Annotated in this window: 18 protein-coding genes, 1 tRNA gene and 1 pseudogene; 13 read left to right on the top strand and 7 right to left on the bottom strand. The window is 75.8% G+C overall.

All coding sequences use genetic code 11. The features are described 5' to 3' along the window. The first annotated feature begins 51 nt into the window (after positions 1–51). The 6 genes from ACYVQV_RS13785 to ACYVQV_RS13760 all read left to right on the top strand — a co-directional run bounded on the left by ACYVQV_RS13785 (position 52) and on the right by ACYVQV_RS13760 (position 5216). The gene (locus ACYVQV_RS13785) at positions 52–2265 is read left to right on the top strand and encodes a heavy metal translocating P-type ATPase (protein WP_461023938.1); all 2214 of its coding nucleotides are present in this window, start codon (positions 52–54) and stop codon (positions 2263–2265) included. A gap of 8 nt (positions 2266–2273) precedes the next feature. Next, the gene (locus ACYVQV_RS13780; RefSeq protein WP_461023877.1) at positions 2274–3149 is read left to right on the top strand and encodes a uracil-DNA glycosylase; all 876 of its coding nucleotides are present in this window, start codon (positions 2274–2276) and stop codon (positions 3147–3149) included. An 11-nt stretch (positions 3150–3160) separates the two neighbouring features. Further along, positions 3161–3234 (top strand) — tRNA-Leu (locus ACYVQV_RS13775). Positions 3235–3419: 185 nt separating this feature from the next. Next, a complete protein-coding gene (locus ACYVQV_RS13770) occupies positions 3420–4319 on the top strand; it encodes a Bax inhibitor-1/YccA family protein (RefSeq protein ID WP_461023876.1) in 900 nt (299 codons plus the stop codon). 28 nt (positions 4320–4347) lie between these two features. Further along, positions 4348–4698 (top strand): hypothetical protein, encoded by a 351-nt coding sequence (locus ACYVQV_RS13765; RefSeq protein ID WP_461023875.1) that lies wholly within the window; start codon positions 4348–4350, stop codon positions 4696–4698. A 161-nt stretch (positions 4699–4859) separates the two neighbouring features. Further along, the gene (locus tag ACYVQV_RS13760) at positions 4860–5216 is read left to right on the top strand and encodes a hypothetical protein (RefSeq protein ID WP_461023874.1); all 357 of its coding nucleotides are present in this window, start codon (positions 4860–4862) and stop codon (positions 5214–5216) included. A 139-nt stretch (positions 5217–5355) separates the two neighbouring features. Here ACYVQV_RS13760 and ACYVQV_RS13755 read toward each other — a convergent pair whose 3' ends face one another. Together ACYVQV_RS13755 and ACYVQV_RS13750 are read right to left on the bottom strand one after the other, a co-directional pair. Then, positions 5356–6579 (bottom strand): acetyl-CoA C-acetyltransferase, encoded by a 1224-nt coding sequence (locus tag ACYVQV_RS13755; protein ID WP_461023873.1) that lies wholly within the window; start codon positions 6577–6579, stop codon positions 5356–5358. 131 nt (positions 6580–6710) lie between these two features. After that, entirely contained in the window at positions 6711–8045 is a 1335-nt protein-coding gene (locus ACYVQV_RS13750) for an SGNH/GDSL hydrolase family protein (protein WP_461023872.1), read from the bottom strand. Between the two features lie 124 nt (positions 8046–8169). On the opposite strand from ACYVQV_RS13750, the gene ACYVQV_RS13745 reads away from it, so the two are divergent. After that, positions 8170–9546 (top strand): cystathionine beta-synthase, encoded by a 1377-nt coding sequence (locus tag ACYVQV_RS13745; RefSeq protein WP_461023871.1) that lies wholly within the window; start codon positions 8170–8172, stop codon positions 9544–9546. Positions 9547–9556: 10 nt separating this feature from the next. After that, a complete protein-coding gene (gene yczE / locus ACYVQV_RS13740; protein ID WP_461023870.1) occupies positions 9557–10234 on the top strand; it encodes a membrane protein YczE in 678 nt (225 codons plus the stop codon). A 23-nt stretch (positions 10235–10257) separates the two neighbouring features. On the opposite strand, the gene ACYVQV_RS13735 is transcribed toward yczE, so the two are convergent. From ACYVQV_RS13735 to ACYVQV_RS13725, 3 genes are all read right to left on the bottom strand, one after another. Next, complete coding sequence (locus ACYVQV_RS13735; protein WP_461023869.1) at positions 10258–11790, bottom strand: sucrase ferredoxin; 1533 nt, start codon at positions 11788–11790, stop codon at positions 10258–10260. A gap of 64 nt (positions 11791–11854) precedes the next feature. After that, complete coding sequence (locus ACYVQV_RS13730) at positions 11855–12142, bottom strand: DnaJ domain-containing protein (RefSeq protein ID WP_461023868.1); 288 nt, start codon at positions 12140–12142, stop codon at positions 11855–11857. A 97-nt stretch (positions 12143–12239) separates the two neighbouring features. Further along, positions 12240–12662, bottom strand: coding sequence for an Hsp20/alpha crystallin family protein (locus ACYVQV_RS13725; protein WP_461023937.1), 423 nt, complete (start codon positions 12660–12662; stop codon positions 12240–12242). A 188-nt stretch (positions 12663–12850) separates the two neighbouring features. Here ACYVQV_RS13725 and ACYVQV_RS13720 point away from each other — a divergent pair, with 188 nt between their 5' ends. After that, the gene (locus tag ACYVQV_RS13720) at positions 12851–13159 is read left to right on the top strand and encodes a MerR family transcriptional regulator (protein ID WP_461023867.1); all 309 of its coding nucleotides are present in this window, start codon (positions 12851–12853) and stop codon (positions 13157–13159) included. 47 nt (positions 13160–13206) lie between these two features. Here ACYVQV_RS13720 and ACYVQV_RS13715 read toward each other — a convergent pair. Continuing rightward, positions 13207–13991, bottom strand: a pseudogene (locus ACYVQV_RS13715) (oxidoreductase). Between the two features lie 94 nt (positions 13992–14085). Between ACYVQV_RS13715 and ACYVQV_RS13710 the strand changes: the two are divergent. After that, positions 14086–14757: a TetR family transcriptional regulator gene (locus ACYVQV_RS13710; protein ID WP_461023866.1), complete on the top strand. Its 672-nt coding sequence runs from the start codon at positions 14086–14088 to the stop codon at positions 14755–14757. A 1-nt stretch (position 14758) separates the two neighbouring features. Here the strand turns inward: ACYVQV_RS13710 and msrA are convergent, their stop codons facing one another. Further along, a complete protein-coding gene (gene msrA, locus ACYVQV_RS13705; RefSeq protein WP_461023865.1) occupies positions 14759–15466 on the bottom strand; it encodes a peptide-methionine (S)-S-oxide reductase MsrA in 708 nt (235 codons plus the stop codon). Between the two features lie 138 nt (positions 15467–15604). Here msrA and ACYVQV_RS13700 point away from each other — a divergent pair, with 138 nt between their 5' ends. Genes ACYVQV_RS13700 through ACYVQV_RS13690 form a run of 3 tightly spaced genes read left to right on the top strand, consistent with a single transcriptional unit; the run spans position 15605 to position 18133 of the window. Beyond that, positions 15605–16414, top strand: a complete 810-nt coding sequence (locus ACYVQV_RS13700) for a DUF4129 domain-containing protein (RefSeq protein WP_461023864.1) — start codon at positions 15605–15607, stop codon at positions 16412–16414. Then, the gene (locus ACYVQV_RS13695; RefSeq protein ID WP_461023863.1) at positions 16407–16994 is read left to right on the top strand and encodes a hypothetical protein; all 588 of its coding nucleotides are present in this window, start codon (positions 16407–16409) and stop codon (positions 16992–16994) included. Before ACYVQV_RS13700 ends, ACYVQV_RS13695 begins: the two co-directional genes overlap by 8 nt. Then, positions 16991–18133 (top strand): AAA family ATPase, encoded by a 1143-nt coding sequence (locus ACYVQV_RS13690; RefSeq protein ID WP_461023862.1) that lies wholly within the window; start codon positions 16991–16993, stop codon positions 18131–18133. The genes ACYVQV_RS13695 and ACYVQV_RS13690 overlap by 4 nt, the downstream gene beginning before the upstream one ends. Positions 18134–18135 lie beyond the last annotated feature (2 nt).

The raw sequence follows: 18135 nt of genomic DNA, 5'->3' as shown, positions 1-18135 counted from the left end.
GGGACGCTCGGCGGCCCCGCCGCCGGCGAGATCGAGCTGTCGATCAGCGGCATGACCTGCGCGTCCTGCGCCAACCGGATCGAGCGCAAGCTCAACAAGCTGGACGGCGTCACCGCGACCGTGAACTACGCGACGGAGAAGGCGAAGGTCACCTTCGCCGACGGGGTCACGACCGACGACCTCGTCGCGACCGTGGAGTCCGCCGGGTACGGCGCCCGGGTGCCGGCCCCGCCGGCCGCGCCGGGCTCCACCGCCGACGCCGAGGCGGCGGCCTCGCCCGCGGACGACGCCGTGGCCGCGCTGCGCCGACGGGTCGTCGTCTCGGCGGTGCTCACCGTCCCGGTCGTCGCGATGGCGATGGTGCCGGCCTGGCAGTTCACGTACTGGCAGTGGCTGTCGCTGACGCTGGCCGCGCCGGTCGTCGTCTGGGGGGCGTACCCGTTCCACAAGGCCGCCTGGACGAACCTGCGGCACGGCAGCACGACCATGGACACCCTCGTGTCGATGGGCACGCTCGCGGCGCTCGGGTGGTCGCTCGTCGCCCTCTTCTGGGGCACCGCAGGCGTGCCCGGCATGGTCCACCCGTTCCGGCTCACGATCGAGCGCGGCGACGGCCTGGCCAACATCTACCTGGAGGCAGCCGCCGGGGTGACGACGTTCATCCTGCTCGGCCGGTACTTCGAGGCGCGGTCCAAGCGCCGCGCCGGCGCCGCGCTGCGCGCGCTGCTGGAGATGGGCGCCAAGGACGTCGCCGTCCTGCGCGGCGGGGTCGAGGTCCGGGTGCCCGTCGCCGAGCTCGCCGTCGGCGACGAGTTCGTCGTCCGCCCGGGGGAGAAGATCGCCACCGACGGCGTCGTCGTCGACGGCACGTCCGCCGTGGACGCCTCCATGCTCACCGGCGAGTCCGTGCCCGTCGAGGTCGCCGTCGGGGACGACGTCACCGGCGCCACCGTCAACGCCGGCGGCCGGCTCGTCGTCCGCGCCACCCGGGTCGGCTCCGACACCCAGCTCGCGCAGATGGCGCGGCTCGTCGAGGACGCCCAGAACGGCAAGGCGGAGGTCCAGCGGCTCGCCGACCGGGTCTCCGGGGTGTTCGTCCCCGTCGTCATCGCGCTGGCGGCCGCGACCCTCGGGTTCTGGCTGGGCAACGGAGCCGGTGCGTCCGGGGCGTTCACCGCCGCGGTCGCCGTCCTCATCATCGCGTGCCCGTGCGCCCTGGGGCTGGCCACGCCGACGGCCCTCATGGTCGGGACCGGTCGTGGCGCCCAGCTCGGGATCCTCATCAAGGGCCCCGAGGTGCTGGAGTCCACGCGCCGCGTCGACACCGTCGTGCTCGACAAGACCGGGACGGTCACCACCGGCCGGATGACGCTGCACGACGTGGTCCCGGCGGACGGCGAGGACGCGCAGGTGGCGCTGCGCCGCGCCGGTGCGCTCGAGGACGCCTCGGAGCACCCGATCGCCCGCGCCGTGGCCGACGCCGCGCGTGAGCGCGGCGCGGACCTGCCGGGTGTCGAGGGGTTCGCCAACGTCGAGGGGCTCGGCGTCACCGGGCGGGTCGAGGGCGTCGACGTCGTCGTCGGGCGGCCGGGCCTGCTCGCCGACCGCGGCATGACCGTCCCCGACCAGGTCGCGGAGGCCGTGGGCGCAGCCCAGCGGCACGGTCGCACCGCCGTCCTCGTCGGCTGGGAGGGCCGGGCCCGCGCGGTCCTCGTCGTCGCGGACACCGTGAAGCCGACGTCCGCGGAGGCGGTCCGGCGGCTGCGGGGGCTGGGGCTGACGCCGGTGCTGCTCACCGGGGACAACGCGGCCGCGGCGCGCTCCGTGGCCGCCGAGGTCGGCATCGAGGAGGTCGTCGCCGACGTCCTGCCCGCCGACAAGGTGGACGTCGTCACGCGCCTTCAGGGCGAGGGCAAGGTCGTCGCGATGGTGGGGGACGGCGTCAACGACGCCGCCGCGCTCGCGCAGGCCGACCTCGGCCTGGCGATGGGCACGGGCACCGACGTCGCGATCGAGGCGGCGGACCTGACCCTGGTGCGCGGGGACCTGCTGGTCGTGCCGGACGCGATCCGGCTCAGCCGGCGGACCCTCGGCACGATCAAGGGCAACCTGTTCTGGGCGTTCGCGTACAACGTCGCGGCGGTCCCGCTGGCGATGGCGGGGCTGCTCAACCCGATGCTCGCGGGTGCGGCGATGGCGTTCTCGTCCGTGTTCGTGGTGACGAACAGCCTGCGGCTGCGCGGCTTCCGCGCCACGACGGGCTGACGCGCGGCGTGCTGCCCCACCCCCTGACGGGCGAGCCGTTCCCGTCCCCGGTGCCGCCGGGGACGGGGTGGCCGGGTGACGCGGCCCGGCCGCGCACCCGACGGGCCCGTGACGCCGGGGAGGTCGCGCGGCTGGCGGCGTCCGCCCGCTCCCTGGACGTCGTCGACGCGCGGTCGAGCGTGTGCCGGGCGTGCCCGCGGCTGGTGACCTGGCGGGAGGACGTCGCCCGCGCCAAACGGCGTGCGTTCGCCGAGGAGCCGTACTGGGGTCGGCCGGCGGCCGGGTTCGGCGACCCGGACGCCCCGGTGCTCCTGGTCGGCCTGGCGCCGGCCGCGCACGGGGCCAACCGCACCGGGCGCCTGTTCACGGGCGACCGCTCCGGGGACTGGATCTTCGCCGCGCTGCACCGGACGGGGTTCGCCAACCAGCCGACGAGCGCGCACGCCGGTGACGGGCTGGCGCTGACCGGCGCGCGGATGGTGTCCGCGGTCCGGTGCGCGCCGCCGGGCAACGCGCCGACGCCGCAGGAGCGCGCCACCTGCGCGCCCTGGCTGGACGCCGAGCTGAGGCTGCTGCCGCGGGTGCGGGCCGTCGTGGCGGTCGGCGCGATCGGGTGGGCCGCCTTCCTGGGTGCGGCGCGGACCGCGGACTGGGACGTGCCCCGCCCCGCGCCCCGGTTCGGGCACGGGGCCGAGGCACTGCTGCACCGGCCGGGCGGCGAGGCGGTGCACCTGGTGGGCACCTTCCACGTCAGCCAGCAGAACACCTTCACGGGCCGGCTCACCGAGCCGATGCTGGACGCCGTCCTGCTGCGGGCGCGGGCGCTCGCGGACCTGCCAGCGCCGGCCGCCGACGGGCCGCTGCCCGGCCCGCCGCGCGACTAGCCTGGCGCCACGCCCTCGTGGCCCAACTGGCAGAGGCAGGCGACTTAAACTCGCCGGGTTGTGGGTTCGAGTCCCACCGAGGGCACGTCCCCGCCGGGTGACCAGCGCGTCGGGTGCCCCGCCGTCGTCCGACCGGGTGCCGTCGCCGCATCGTGACGTGATCTTCACGGTCTCGGGGAACGTTCCGCACGCCCCACGCATTACGTTGGGTACAGCGCCGTCGAGGTGACGGTGCTCGGTGCCGCGAGCGGATCGCGACGAAGGAGTGACATGCGGAGCAACAACCCCGTCTTCGCCCGGAGCGAGGAGTTCCGGAGCGGCGGCTACGCCACGTTCAACACCGGGGGTCAGCAGGGGTACGGCACGCAGCAGGCTCCGCAGTACGGCCAGAACCCGTACGCGGCCCCGCAGGCGCCCCAGTACGGCCAGGCCACCCAGCAGGGCCAGCAGTACTCGCCCGAGCAGCTCGAGCAGATGTACGCCCAGCCCCCGGCGGGTCCGGCGCAGACCGGGCGGATGACCTACGACGACGTCGTGATGCGCACCGGGATCATGTTCGCGGTGCTGCTGCCGGCGGCGGCGTTCTCGTGGTGGTCCCAGAGCGCGCTGCTGATGTTCGTCGGGCTCGGTGTCGGTCTCGTGCTCGGCCTGGTCAACGCCTTCAAGAAGGAGCCCGTCCCGGCCCTGATCCTGGCCTACGCCGGGTTCGAGGGCCTGTTCCTCGGCGGCATCAGCTTCCTGTTCGGCTCGCAGTGGGAGGGCATCGTCCAGCAGGCCGTGCTCGCGACGCTCGCGGTGTTCGCGGTCGCCCTGTTCGCCTTCAAGAGCGGCAAGGTCCGCGTCACGCCGAAGTCGCGCAAGGTCTTCATGATCGCCATCGGCGGCTACCTGCTGTTCTCGCTGGCCAACCTGGGGCTGATGCTCTTCGGCGTCGGCGGTGGCACCTTCGGCCCGCTGCGCGAGGGGCCGCTCGGCATCGCCGTGGGCCTGTTCGCGGTCGGCCTGGCGTCCTACTCGCTGGTGATGGACTTCGACTTCATCGAGCGCGGCGTGAAGAGCGGCCTGCCGCAGAAGTACGCCTGGACCGCCGCGTTCGGCCTCGTGGTCACGCTGGTCTGGCTGTACATCGAGCTGCTGCGCCTCATCGCGATCCTGCGCGGCGACGACTGACGCAGCCGGTCTGCACGACCACTCCGCGGTGACCACCCAGGACGACGTCGAGCGCGAGCTGCGCCGGGTCGCCGAGCGGGTCGTCTCGCTCGGCCCGGCGCGGCTCGCCCGGCCCTCCGAGGGCCACGAGGGCGCGGACCCCACCCCCCAGGGGAGGGTCCGCGCCCTCGCCGCGTACCTGGCCGACCTCGCCGCCGACCTGGAGGGCGAGCCGCGCCGCGCCGTCCCCGAGCTGGCCCCGCACGCCCTGGCCGACCAGCTCGTCGTCCTCACCCGGGACGCCGTCGCGGCGGCGCTCGACCACGGCGACCCTGCCGTCCGGGACGACGCGCTGGACGACGTCCACGCCCGCCTGGTCGCCCTCCGCCGCTCGTTGTGAAGCGTTACCGCGAAGGTGCCTCCCGCGCGCGGGGCGAGACTGGCCCGGTTGAGGTCACCCGGTTCCTCGGCGTATCGAGGGAACCTCGTCACGACGTCCGCCGCGACGAAGGGCTGTACGAGTTCCGACTCGAGGGTGGTGCGCCGGTACGGCTGCACGACATGGACCTGCGCAGCCTGGTGTGGCGACCCGGCGCGGCGGCGACCATCCTCCTGGTGCTGGAGTGGTCCGACGGCTGGGCGCCGACGGCGCTCGAGCGTACTCCGTTCGTGGTCATGGAGTTCACAGGGGCGACGGTCCTCGAGTGGGTCGAGGACGACGAGCCGCCGCGCCTGACGCGCGAGGTGACGCAGGACCCCTCGGGCCAGGTGAGCGGCTTGGACTGGGACGGCGCGTCGACGTTCACTCTGCAGACGCTGAACTGTCGCATCTGCTTCCGGGCCGCGTCCGTGCGCGTCGACGCCGTGGCCGGAGCCGGCGTCGCACGCTGGGTGGGTGAGCACGGAGGGCGGCCGTGATGAGGTCGGTCAGGCGGCGGCTGTGCCGCAGCCCGGCGCTCGCCCCGGACACGACAGCGGCGCCGTTCCGGTCCCTGAGGGGGACCGGAACTGCGCCGCTGTCGTGCGGGCGACCGGCGTGGTCGCCGGGTGACTCAGGTCAGCTGAGGCGCTCGTAGATGATCGCCATGCCCTGGCCACCGCCGACGCACATGGTCTCCAGGCCGAACTGCTTGTCGGCCGTCTGGAGGCCGTTGAGCAGCGTGGTGGTGATCCGGGCGCCGGTCATGCCGAACGGGTGGCCGAGCGCGATCGCGCCGCCGTGCACGTTCAGCCTGTCGTAGGGGATGCCGAGCTCGTCGGCGCTCGGCAGGACCTGCGCGGCGAACGCCTCGTTGATCTCGAACAGGTCGATGTCGTCGACGGTCATCCCGGCGCGGGCGAGAGCCTGGCGAGACGCCTCGACCGGGCCGAGGCCCATGATCTCCGGGGACAGGCCGGTGGCGCCGGTGGAGACCACCCGCGCCAGCGGGGTCAGGCCGAGGTCGCGGGCCTTGCTGTCGCTCATGACGACGAGGGCCGCGGCGCCGTCGTTCAGCGGGCAGCAGTTGCCGGCGGTGACGGTGCCGTCCTCGCGGAAGACGGGCTTGAGGGACTGCACGGCCTCCAGGGTGACGCCGGCACGCGGGGAGTCGTCGGTGTCGACCACGGTGCCGTCGGGCGCGGTGACCGGGGTGATCTCGCGGGCGAAGAACCCGTCGGCCTGCGCCTTCTCGGCCCGGTTCTGCGACTCGACCGCCCACTCGTCCTGCGCCTGGCGGCTGACCCCCTTGAACGTGGCGACGTTCTCGGCGGTCTGGCCCATCGCCAGGTAGACGTCGGGCAGGTTGCCCTGCTGTCGCGGGTCGGTCCACGTCTCGTTGGTGCGGGCCAGCTCGGCGCTGCGGGCCTGCGCGTCGCCGAACACCGGGTTCAGCCAGTCGTCGGTGCCCTGACCGGCCCCGGCGAAGTTCTTGTACCGGGAGACCATCTCGACGCCGGCCGACACGAACGCCTCGCCCTCGCCGGCCTTGATGGCGTGGAAGGCCATCCGGGTGGTCTGGACGCTGGACGCGCAGAACCGGTTCACGGTCGAGGCGGGCAGGTGGTCGTACCCGGCGAGGACGGCGACGACGCGCGCCATGTTCATGCCGTGCTCACCCCACGGCTCGGCGCACCCGAGGTAGAGGTCGTCGAGCTCGGCGGGGTCGAGGCCGGGGACCTTGTCCAGGGCGGCCTTGACGATGGTCGCCGCCAGGTCGTCCGGGCGGACGTCCTTGAGGGAGCCCTTGAAGGCCCTCCCGATCGGCGAGCGGGCGGTGGAGACGATGACGGCCTCGGGCACGGGTGCTCCTCGGTGCTGCGGCGGCGTCGGCCACCGGTCGGTCGGGTCACCTCGATGCTACTGACCGGTACCCGGGCCGTCCGGTGAGGAGGACGTGGGGGAGGTCACCACCGCCAGGTGGGTGCGCTGCGTCAGCGGCTCAGGCCGGCCGCCGGTCGCCCCTCGTCGTCCCGGTCCTCGTCGCCCGGGTCCTCGTCGTCCCGGTCGTCGGCGTCGAGGTCGGTCGCCACCCGGGCCGAGGGCACGGGACGGCGGCGCGCACCGGCACGACGGGCCGCCCGCACCTCGGCCTCGTCCGGGACCGTCGCGGCGGCCACGGCCGAGGACGGCCGGCCCTCCTCGTCCAGGGGCCCGGCCGGGGCCGGTGGTGTCGCAGTGGCCCGGGCACCCCGGTCGCCGCGGGGTGGGGCCACGGGTGCGGCCCCGTCCTCGGCCGGGCCGTCCGGGGCGCCGGTCGCCTCCGGGTGCGGCGCCTCGACGTCCGGCAGCGGCTGGCGGCGCCGTCGCAGCAGGACCGCCCAGCGACCGGCCCGCCCGCGCTCGCTGCCGCCGACGCTCGTCCCGGTGACCTCGGTGCCGGGCTGGTCGACCGCGGCCACCGCCGCCGTCGCGACCGGGGCCACGCCCTCGCCGCGCCTGCGTTCCGGAGCCCGCTCCGCCCCGCCGTCCGGCCAGTACCCCGCGGCGGCGCACGCGCTCGGGAGCAGCGCGGACGCGCACCGCGCGTACCCGGCGGCCGACGGGTGGAACCGGTCCTCGCTGAACAGCTCGTGCGGCGAGGCGTCGAACTCCGGACCGAGGACGTCGCCCAGGGAGACCGTCCGCCCGCCCGCCTCGACGACCGCGATGGTCTGGGCAGCCGCGAGCTCGCGGCTCATCCGGCGGGCCACCGCGCGCAGCGGCTGGGCCAGCGGCCGCACCGTGCCCAGGTCCGGGCAGGTGCCGACGACGACCTGCGCGCCGGCGTCTCGCAGCCGCTGCACCGCGCGCGTCAGGCTCCGGACGGCGTCGGTCGGCTTGACCCGGTGCGTCACGTCGTTCGCGCCGACCATGACCACGCACACGTCGGGGGAGGGCACGGCCCCCAGCAGCCGGTCCACCTGCTCGCCCAGGGCGGCGGACTGCGCGCCCACCACCGCGACCGTCGTCAGCCGCACCGTGCGCCCCGACACCGCGGCCAGCCCCGTCGCGAGGATGGCCGCCGGCGTCTGCTCCGGGGTGTCCGCGCCCAGACCGGCGGCGGTCGAGTCGCCGAGCACCGCGAGCTCGAGCGGCGTACCGGGACCGGAGCCGTACAGACCGTCCGCAGGGGGGTGGTCCACCCCGAACGGCTGCCCGATCCGCCACCGGGCGTGCTTCGCCTCGGCCGCCAGGAGCCCGACGCCCAGGGCGCCGAGCGCCGTCAGCCCGCCCCCGCCGAACGCGGCGGCCGCGGCGATACGCCTGGCCCTGCTGGCTCGGGACACCGGACCTCCTCCTCGGGCGGCGCGCGGCTGCGCGGACCGTGATCATGAGGCTAACCCTCCAGCCCCCGTGGCCGCGGGCCGCCCGGAGGGTCGTCACCTGCTCGTCACGTGCGAGCATGGGCCGGTGAAGTACGCCGACTCCGTTCTCGACCTGATCGGCAACACGCCGCTGGTCAAGCTGTCCAAGGTCACCGAGGGCATCGCCGCCACCGTGCTCGCGAAGGTCGAGTACGTGAACCCCGGCGGGTCCGTGAAGGACCGCATCGCCATCCGCATGGTCGACGCCGCCGAGCGCTCCGGCGCCCTGCGCCCCGGCGGCACCATCGTCGAGCCCACCTCCGGCAACACGGGGGTCGGTCTGGCCCTGGTCGCGCAGCAGCGCGGGTACTCGTGCGTCTTCGTCTGCCCCGACAAGGTCGGCGAGGACAAGCGCAACGTGCTGAAGGCGTACGGCGCCGAGGTCGTGGTCTGCCCCACCGCCGTCGCCCCGGACCACCCCGATTCCTACTACTCGGTCAGCGACCGGCTCGTCCGCGAGATCGAGGGCGCCTGGAAGCCGGACCAGTACTCCAACCAGGAGGGGCCGGCGTCCCACTACGCCACGACCGGGCCGGAGGTCTGGCGCGACACCGACGGCCGGGTGACGCACTTCGTCGCCGGTGTCGGCACCGGCGGCACGATCACCGGGACCGGCCGGTACCTCAAGGAGGTCTCCGCCGACCGCGACGGCGGGCCCGTGCAGGTCGTCGGCGCCGACCCGGAGGGCTCGGTCTACTCCGGCGGCACCGGCCGCCCGTACCTGGTCGAGGGCGTCGGCGAGGACTTCTGGCCGACCGCGTACGACCCGTCCGTGCCGGACCGGATCGTCGCCGTCAGCGACGCCGACTCGTTCGCCATGACCCGGCGGCTCGCCCTCGAGGAGGGCTTGCTCGTCGGTGGGTCCTGCGGGATGGCCGTCGTCGCGGCCCTCGAGGTGGCCCGGGACCTCGGCCCGGACGACGTGGTCGTCGTCCTGCTCCCGGACGGCGGACGCGGCTACCTCGGCAAGATCTTCAACGACCGGTGGATGGCGTCCTACGGCTTCGCCGAGGCCGACGCGGAGGCCACGGCCGCCGACGTGCTGCGCGGCAAGACCGGTGACCTGCCGGCGCTGGTGCACACCCACCCGTCGGAGACGGTCCGCGACGCGATCGAGATCCTGCACGAGTACGGCGTGTCGCAGATGCCGGTCGTCAAGGCCGAGCCGCCCGTGATGGCCGGCGAGGTGGCCGGCTCGGTCAGCGAGCGGGACCTGCTCGACGCCGTCTTCTCCGGGACGGCGCAGCTCGCCGACCCGGTCGACCGGCACATGGGTCCGCCGCTGCCGCTCGTCGGCGGAGGCGAGTCCGTGACCGAGGTGCGCTCGGCGCTGATGAAGGCCGACGCGGTGATGGTCGTCGTCGACGGCAAGCCCGCCGGCGTCCTCACCCGGGCGGACCTGCTCGCGTACCTCGCCTCGTGACGCCGCGGAGGTGAGGGGCCGCCGCCCGGGGCCGGCGCCGGCGGGCCGCCGGCTGCCCCGACGCCTCGTCCAGCTCTACCTGGGGCTGGTCGCGTTCGGGGCGAGCATGGCCATGATCGTGCGCTCCGACCTGGGCAACATCCCCTGGGACGTGCTGCACCAGGGCGTCGCCCGCTCGACCGGGCTGTCCTTCGGCACCGTCACGGTCCTCGTCGCGGTGGCGGTCCTGGCGCTGTGGCTGCCGCTGCGGGAGCGGCCGGGCCTCGGGACGGTCAGCAACGCGTTCGTCATCGGCCCGGTGGTGGACGTCGCGCTCGCCGTCGTCCCCACCGGCCTCCCGCTGGGCTGGCGGGTGGGGCTGTTCGTCGCCGGGGTGCTGCTCAACGCGCTCGCGACGGCCGCGTACATCGGGGCGCGGTTCGGCCCGGGCCCGCGGGACGGGCTGATGACGGGGTTGGTGGCCCGCACCGGTGGGTCGGTCCGGTTGGTGCGCACGGGGATCGAGGTCGTCGTCGTCATCGTCGGGTGGGCGCTCGGTGGCACCTTCGGCGCGGGCACGGTGCTGTTCGCCCTGGCGATCGGCCCGCTCGTGCACGAGCTGCTGCCGCGGTTCGAGGTGCCGCTGGGCCGGTCGCCGCGCCGCGGCGACGAACCGGGCGCCGCTCCGCCGGCCGTCGCGCCGGGCTGACGTCGCGCCGGGCTGACGTCGCGTCAGGCCGGACGGCGAGCGACGAGGACGGCGTCCACGGCCACGCCGTCCCCGGTCTGCCGCTCGACCTCCTCGCACCGCAGCACCTCCAGGTCGGCGTCCTCGCAGTCCCGGCGCAGTGCGGTCGGGTCGTGCAGCAGGCGCGGGTCCTGCGGCCCGCCGACGCCCTCGGCGAGGTTGCGCAGCGCGTGCCCCACGAGCACCAGCCGCCCACCGGGCCGCAGCCACCGGAGGGCACGCCGGGCGACGTCGGGCACGTGCGCGAACGCGAGCACGACGAGGTCGTGCTCCGGCAGGTCCAGGGACCTCACGTCGCCGAGCAGCCAGTCGACGTCCAGGCCCTCGTCGCGGGCGAGGTCGGCGGCGCGCGCGAGGCCGGTGCGGGAGAAGTCCGTCCCCGTGACGCGCCACCCGCGGGCGGCGAGCCAGCGGGCGTGGCGGCCCAGCCCGCAGGCCACGTCCAGCGCGCTGCCCGCCGGCAGGTCCTCCACCTCCGCCACGACGAGGGGGTTCGGGGCGGTGTCGGCCACCGAGGCGGCGTGCGCGTCGTCCCAGCCCGCGGCGCCGCGCCCGGCGTCCTCGACGTCGGTGACCTCGACGACGACGTGCCGGGCGGGCTCCGGGGCGGCCTCGGCGCCGCAGGACGCCGGGCGCGGCGCACCGGAGCCGGGGACGGTGTCGACGACGACCCGCCAGGTGCGGTCGCCGACGGCCCAGTGCGTCTGCGTCCGGGTCCCCTCGGCCGTGCCCCCGCCGTCGGGTACGTCGTGCGTGCAGGTCGCGGTGAGCCGGACTGCGTCCCGCTGGTCAGGGGTCGGGTGCCGGTCGTGCAGGGCACGGCGCAGGGCGACCTCGGCGACCTGCCCGGCGGGGGCGAGCGCGGCGCGCCCGCGCAGGTGCTCGACGAGGAGCCGGCCCTGCGCGTGGGCGGTGACGACGTCGAGGGCGTCGTCCGGGACGAGCCGGCCGTACGCCAGGCCGTCAGGCACGACCAGGGCGGTCGCCGCGAACCGGTGGCCACCGAGGTGCGTGACCTCCCACGTGTCGTCCGGGGCCAGGCCGGTGAGGACGGCGGCCAGCGGGCGGCCGAGCTCGGCGCAGCACACGTCGCGACGGCCGTTGGTGCAGACCAGGTAGGTGGTGCCCATGGCGGTCGCGCCGTCCGGCAGGCGCCCGTCGCGCAGGTCGTCGAGCAGGGCGGGTACGTCCCAGCGGGTCACGTCGTCCAGCCTGTCGACCCGCATCCAGGCGCCGGCGCCCCCGGTCGCCGTCACGGCGACCAGCCCGACGCGCGGGCGGCCGGCCGGCCCGGGGGTCGCGCGGTGCCGCCGGACGAGCAGCGGGGTCACGCCGGCCGGTTTGAGCCGGTCGACCAGGTCCTGCCCGTGCGCGCCCAGTCCCTCCACGGCCCGCGCCTGCCAGGGGCCGCCGTGCTCGAGCAGCACGTACCCACCGGCGGGGGCGGCGCTGCCGGCCAGCGGCTCGCCGAGGTCCAGCGAGACCCGCGAGCAGGCATCGTCCCGGGTGCTGGTCACGCCGCGACGCTACCCATGCCCCATCAGCCGTCCGGCAGCGGGCGAGGTGCTGGCGTTGCTGCCGTCAGGGCCGGTGGTGGACGACGGGGCCGACGCGCAGCAGCGGCTCCTCGGTCGGGCGGGACGGCCGGTCGCCGTGGCGGGCCGGGGACGGCGTCGGGCCTCGGCCGGCCAGGGCCTCGAGCAGCCGCCGGTAGGCGGCCCGGACCTCGTCCAGATCCTCGGTCGGTCCCGGCCGGGTGCTGCTGTCGGGGTGGTGGCTTCGCAGGTGGTGCAGGTAGGCGCGCCGGACCTGCTCGCGGGAGGCGTCCTCGGGCACGCCGAGCACCTCGTGCGGTGCGCGCGGGACCACGTCGCCCTCCGTTCGCTACGGGCACGGGCCGGCCGGCGCCCCGGGGGGACGCCGGCCGGCCGAGCGGGTCACCGGCTGGTCGGACCGGGTCCGGTGGTCAGCCGGAGAGGGCCTGCCGACCCTCGGTCGGCGCCTTGATCTCGATCTTCCGCGGCTTCGCCTGCTCGGCGATCGGGATCGTCAGCCGCAGGACGCCCGCCTCGTACGAGGCCTCGACGCGGTCGACGTCCAGGGTGTCGCCGAGGAAGAGCTGCCGGCTGAAGACGCCGGTCGGCCGCTCGTTGACGACCATCTCGCGGTCGCCCGCCGAGGCCTTGCGCTCGGCCTTGACGGTCAGCACGTTGCGCTCGACGTCCAGCTCGATGGCGTCGGGGGAGACCCCGGGCAGGTCGAACGTGACGACGAGCGAGTGGTCGTCGCGCCAGGCGTCCATGGGCATGACGGCCGGGCGGTTGGTGGTGCCGAGCACCTGCTGGGTGAGCCTGTCGAGCTCGCGGAACGGGTCGGTGCGCATCAACACGGTGAACACCTCCTGAGTACACGGGTCATGCGTCGCGCACTCCCAGCCAGGACCTGCGCCCGCCCGCAACCTCGACGAGCCTCGGTCGATCTATGCTGGCTGGTACACATTTCTTATAGCACCGGCCAGGCGGCCGTGCAAGCACTCTCCGATGGAGAGTGCTAACTCGACGACCACGGAGGTGCGGGGTGGCGGAGGCGCGACCGTCCGGCCGGGACGACGACGCCGCGGTCTACGGCATCGGCGTGGCCGCCGAGCTCGCCGGCACCGGCGTCCAGAACCTCCGTGCGTACGAGCGCAGGGGTCTGCTCGACCCGCAGCGCACCGCGGGCGGCACCCGGCGCTACAGCGAGAACGACGTCGTCCGGGTGCGCCGCATCACCGTGCTGCTCGCCGAGGGCCTCAACCTCGCCGGAGTGGCGATGGTGCTCGACCTCGAGGAGGAGAACCGCCGGCTGCGTGACGGGCGGCCCAGGTCGGGTCGTGCGGGTGGGTGACGGTCGGACGGGGGTGGCCTGCCGACGTCGCGCGGGGGCGAACCGCCTCATGGCCCGTAGACGCGGCGGACGAGTGCGTCGAAGGCGCGGTCGGGCAGCAGGTGGCGCGTCCGCAGGATGGTCCCGGCGCCCCTGCCGGCGGCGTAGCGGGGGCGGGGGCGGGGTGTGGTCGCCGCGCGCACGATCGTGCGCGCCACAGCCTCGGGCCTGGCCGCCGTGACCGGGCTGCTGTCGACGCGCTCCAGCACCGCGGCGACGGCGCGGGCCTGGTCGGCGTAGGCCGAACCGGCCGACCGGTCGAGCATCCCCTGGCGGGCGATCGGACACCGTGCGGCGCGAGCTCGACCCGGAGGCTGTCGCTGAGTCCCTCCACGGCGAACTTGGTGGCGTGGTACCAGGCGCCCAGCGGCTCGTAGATGCGCCCGCCGACGGACGACACGTTGACCACCCGGCCCTGGCGGCGCTCGCGCATCCCCGGCAGGACGAGCTGGGTCAGCCGCGCGAGGCCGACGACGTTCACCTCCAGCTGGCGGCGGGCCTCGTCCATCGGCACGTCCTCGAGGGCGCCGTACGAACCGTAGCCCGCGTTGTTCACGAGGACGTCGACCCGTCCGTGCTCGGCGAGCACGCCCTGGACGCAGGCGGTCATCGACGCGTCGTCGGTGACGTCGAGTCGCCTGACGTCCACGCCGAGGGCGGCGAGGGGCTGCATGCGGTCGACGCGCCGGGCCGCGGCGACGACCGTGAACCCCTTGTCCTGCAGCTGGACGGCGGTCTGCTCGCCGATGCCCGACGAGGCGCCGGTGACGAGGGCGACGGGGGGTGCGGTCATGGCTTCTCCTCAAGAGGACAGTGATCTGTTATCTCGGGAGCGTAGGGCCGGGAGCTCAGCATGTAAAGCGACACCGTCCTGTTAGGCTCGCCGTGTGACGACCCCGGGCTTCCAGCGCGCGAGGACGCCGGAGCAGCAGCAGGAGCGACGCCGCGCCGTGCTCGACGCCGCCCGCGACCTCCTCGACAGCCGGCCGCTGGCCGAGATCAGCCTGCGCGAGCTCGGTCGCCGCGTCGGGCTCGCGACCTCGAACGTCGTCCGCTACTTCCCGACGCGGGAGGCGGTCTTCCTCGCGGTGCTGGTCGATGACTGGTCCGACTGGCTCGAGGACGTCGGCGAGCGGCTGGCTCGTCCGGGCGGGCCGGGGCCGCCGGCGGCGGCCCGGGCGCGAGCGGCCGAGGTGGTCGCCGGGACCCTCGCCGAGCGCCCCCGGCTGTGCGCCCTCGTCGCCGCCGCGCCCGCGGTGCTGGAGCGCAACGTCCCGCTCGAGACGGCCCGGGAGTTCAAGACCGCGGCGCTCGAGCGGACCGAGCGGCTCGGCCGCCTGCTCGCCGACGCCGTCCCCGGTCTCGCACCGCAGCAGGCCACGCGCCTGGCCGGGCTTGTGTGGGTCCTGGTGGCGGGTGCGTGGCCGATGGCCACACCGACCCCGGTCGTGCGCCAGGTGCTGGCCGAGCCCGGCTACGAGGCTGTGTGCGTGGACTTCGCCCCCGACCTCGGCGCCACGCTGAAGGTCCTGCTCGACGGGATGCTGGGACCCGCCTGAGTCAGGACGGCGGCAGCACGTCCGTCTGCGCGGGCACCTCGTCCTGCGGCAGCAGCCCGACGGGGCAGGTCAGCCCGTTCGGCCCGTGGTTGCAGTACCCGCCCGGGTTCTTGTGCAGGTACTGCTGGTGGTAGCCCTCGGCGTAGTAGAACGGCCCCGCCTCCTGCGCCGGACGCAGCTCGGTTGTGATCCGGCCCAGCCGGTGCGCGTCGAGCTCCTTCTGGAACGCCTCGCGGGTGGCCTCCACGGCGCGCTGCTGGCCGGGCGTCGTCCAGTACACCGCGGAGCGGTACTGCGTGCCGACGTCGTTGCCCTGCCGGTTCGCCGTCGTCGGGTCGTGGTTCTCCCAGAAGGCCTTCAGCAGCAGCTCGGGGGACGTGCGCCGCGGGTCGTAGGCGACGAGGACCGCCTCGGTGTGGCCCGTCCGCCCGGTGCACGTCTCCTCGTACGTCGGGTGCGCGGTGAAGCCCCCCGTGTAGCCCGCCGCCGTCGTGACCACACCGGGCAGCTGCCAGAAGATGCGCTCGGCGCCCCAGAAGCACCCCATCGCCACGTACAGCACCTCCGTGCCGTCGGGCCAGGGGCCCTCCAGCGGCGTGCCGAGCACCGCGTGCGTCGAGGGCACCTCGTAGGGCCGGTGGGCGCGGCCGGGCAGGGCCTCGTCCGCCGTGACCATCGTGCGGGCCAGCTTGCTGCCGAACAGCGACATGGTTCTCCTGCTCCTCGGGTGTCGTCCCCGGTGCCAACACCGCTGGCCCGCCGTGCGTTCCCCCGGCCGGTGACGGTGAGGTCACGGACGGCGCGGTGGCGTTCCGTCCCCGGGTCCCGGTGTGCCAGGGTGCCGCCCGTGAGCACGCGACCCGTGGGCGCCCGAGCCGGGCGCCCTGGACCCGCGCGCGACCCCGGCCCCTGGCCGCTGGTCGCGCTGCTCGTCGTGGTCCTCGTCGGCGTCACCGTCGTGGTGACCGCCGCGGGGCCGGTCTCGATCGAGCGGCCGCGCGTCACCGGCTTCGGCCTGGAGGTCCTCGTCGGCCTCGGCGACGAGGAGGCGCCCGCCGACCCGGCGTCCACTCCCGCGCCCGACGAGGAGGAGCCCCGGGGGCTGCCGGGGTGGACGGCGGTGGCGTGGCTGATGGCGATGCTCGGCGTCGTCGTGGTCGCCGTCCGCTGGGTCCTGGCCGCCCTGGCGGGCGAGGACGAGCCGCGGGACGGCTCACCCGAGGAGGACGTCGCCGGCGGCGACGCCCGCGCGACGGTCGGCGCCGTCCGGCGCGGCGTCCGGCGGGCCCACGAGGAGCTCGACCTGCCCGGGGGCGGCCGCTCCGCCGACGACGCCGTCGTCGCCTGCTGGCTGGCGCTCGAGGACGCGGCCGGCCGGACCGGCGCGCGGCGGCTGCCGGCCCAGACGCCCACCGAGTTCACCGCCGCCCTGCTCGGCGCGGTGGCCGCGGACCGCGAGGCCACGGCCGAGCTGCTCCGGCTCTACCAGCGCGCCCGCTTCGGCTCCACGCCCCTGCCGGGCGAGGCCGTGCCCGCGGCCCGGCGGGCGCTGGAGCGGATCGCCGCGAGCCTGCCCGACGCCACGACCGGGGACGGTGACGCCGCGCGCCCCGCCGGACCCGTCGCTCCCGCCGACCAGGGGACGGCCAGTGCGTGACGCGGACGGCGGCCCCGGGGTGCTCGGCCGCGTCACCGTCCCGGCGCTGGCCGCCGCCCTGGCCGGTGCGCTGGCGTGGGTGGCCGGCGCGGACGTCGGCCACGCCGTGCTCGTGGCCGTGGCCGTGCTGCTGGTCGTCGCCACCGCCCGCGCGCTGGGCGGCGGGTCCCAGGGCACGTGGCCGCCCGCCCCGGAGGACACCAGCGGCACGGGCTGCCACCTGGTCCAGCTGCAGGCGCGCGCCCTGACCGAGTGCGAGCGCGACGGGGACCGGTTCGAGCGGGTGGTCGCCCCCCGCCTGCGGGTGCTGGCCACCGGGCGGCTGCGCGCCGCCGGCCACGACCCCGCGTCACCGGCCACGCGGGACCTGCTCGGCGCCGACCTGTACGACGCGCTGCGACCCGGCCGGGCCCCCCGGCGGCCGGGGCAGGTCGTGCAGCGGCTGCTCGACCGTCTCGACGAGATCGACCCGCCCCGGCCGGTCGGCCGGGGCCGCGCGACCGACGTCGTCCCGCGAACCACCAGCGGGGCGCAGACCCCGACCGCCGTCCCGCCCCTTCGAGAGGACCTCCACGGATGAGCACCGCACCAGGCACGGGACCCGACCCGTCCGAGCAGCCCGCTCGCCCCCCGACACCGGGCGAGGCGCCGGTCGAGGCGGCACCGGTCGCGGCTGCACCGGTCGAGGCGGCGACGGTGGCCGACGTCGCCTCCGTCGGCGCGCGGGTCCTCGACCGCGTCGGGTCCGTCGTCGTGGGCCACCGCGAGCCGATGACCCTGGCGCTGGCCGCCGTCCTGGCCGGCGGGCACGTCCTGCTCGAGGACGTCCCCGGGATCGGCAAGACGCTGGCCGCCCGGTCCCTGGCGTCGGCGCTGGGCCTCGACTTCCGCCGGCTCCAGTGCACCCCCGACCTGCTGCCCGCCGACGTGACCGGGTCCTTCGTCTACGACCCGGGGCAGGCCGAGTTCGTCTTCCACCCCGGCCCCCTTTTCACGGGCCTGCTGCTCGCCGACGAGGTCAACCGGACGCCACCGAAGACCCAGTCCGCGCTGCTGGAGGCCATGCAGGAGCGGCAGGTCACCGTCGAGGGCCGCACGTTCGCGCTCCCGCAGCCGTTCCACGTCCTGGCGACGGCCAACCCGGTCGAGTACGAGGGCACCTACCCGCTGCCGGAGGCCCAGCTCGACCGGTTCCTGCTGCGGCTGGCGTTCGGCTACCCGGGCCACGAGGAGGAGGTCGGCGTCCTGGACCGCCGGCTGGCCCGCCGCCAGGAGGAGGCGACCGTCGAGGCCGTCGTCGACGCGCAGGGCCTGCGTCGCCTGCAGCGCGGGGTCGAGACCGTGGACGTCGACCCCGACGTCGTGGACTACTGCGTGCGCCTGGCCGCCTCCACCCGCGGCCACCGGCTCGTCGAGGTCGGTGCCTCGCCGCGGGGCTCGCTCGCGCTCGTCCTGGTGGCCCGCGCGCTGGCCGTGCTGGACGGCCGCGACGCGGTCCTGCCCGAGGACGTCAAGGCGTGCGCCGTCCCGGCGCTGGCGCACCGGCTGACCCTGACCACCGAGACCTGGTCCAGCGGCACGAGCGCCGTGGACGTCGTCCGGGACCTGCTCGACCGCGTGCCGACCCCGCCGTCGCGGCGGGCGGCGTCCGGCGACGGCGAGGGCCGGGCGCCCGGCGACGCGCAGCCGGACCCCCGGGCCGCCGCGACGCGGGGCTGAGG

Source organism: Thalassiella azotivora (assembly GCF_054781695.1).
Note: the sequence above shows the minus strand (reverse complement) of the source record. Positions and strands in the feature narration are given on the sequence as shown.

What these genes read in the sequence shown, in the direction of transcription:
- ACYVQV_RS13785 (WP_461023938.1), top strand. Translation starts at nt 52, where the DNA reads ATGACCTGCGCGTCCTGCGCCAACCGGATCGAGCGCAAGCTCAACAAG.
- ACYVQV_RS13770 (WP_461023876.1), top strand. Translation starts at nt 3,420, where the DNA reads ATGCGGAGCAACAACCCCGTCTTCGCCCGGAGCGAGGAGTTCCGGAGC.
- ACYVQV_RS13760 (WP_461023874.1), top strand. Translation starts at nt 4,860, where the DNA reads ATGGACCTGCGCAGCCTGGTGTGGCGACCCGGCGCGGCGGCGACCATC.
- msrA (WP_461023865.1), bottom strand. Translation starts at nt 15,466, where the DNA reads ATGTCGCTGTTCGGCAGCAAGCTGGCCCGCACGATGGTCACGGCGGAC.
- ACYVQV_RS13690 (WP_461023862.1), top strand. Translation starts at nt 16,991, where the DNA reads ATGAGCACCGCACCAGGCACGGGACCCGACCCGTCCGAGCAGCCCGCT.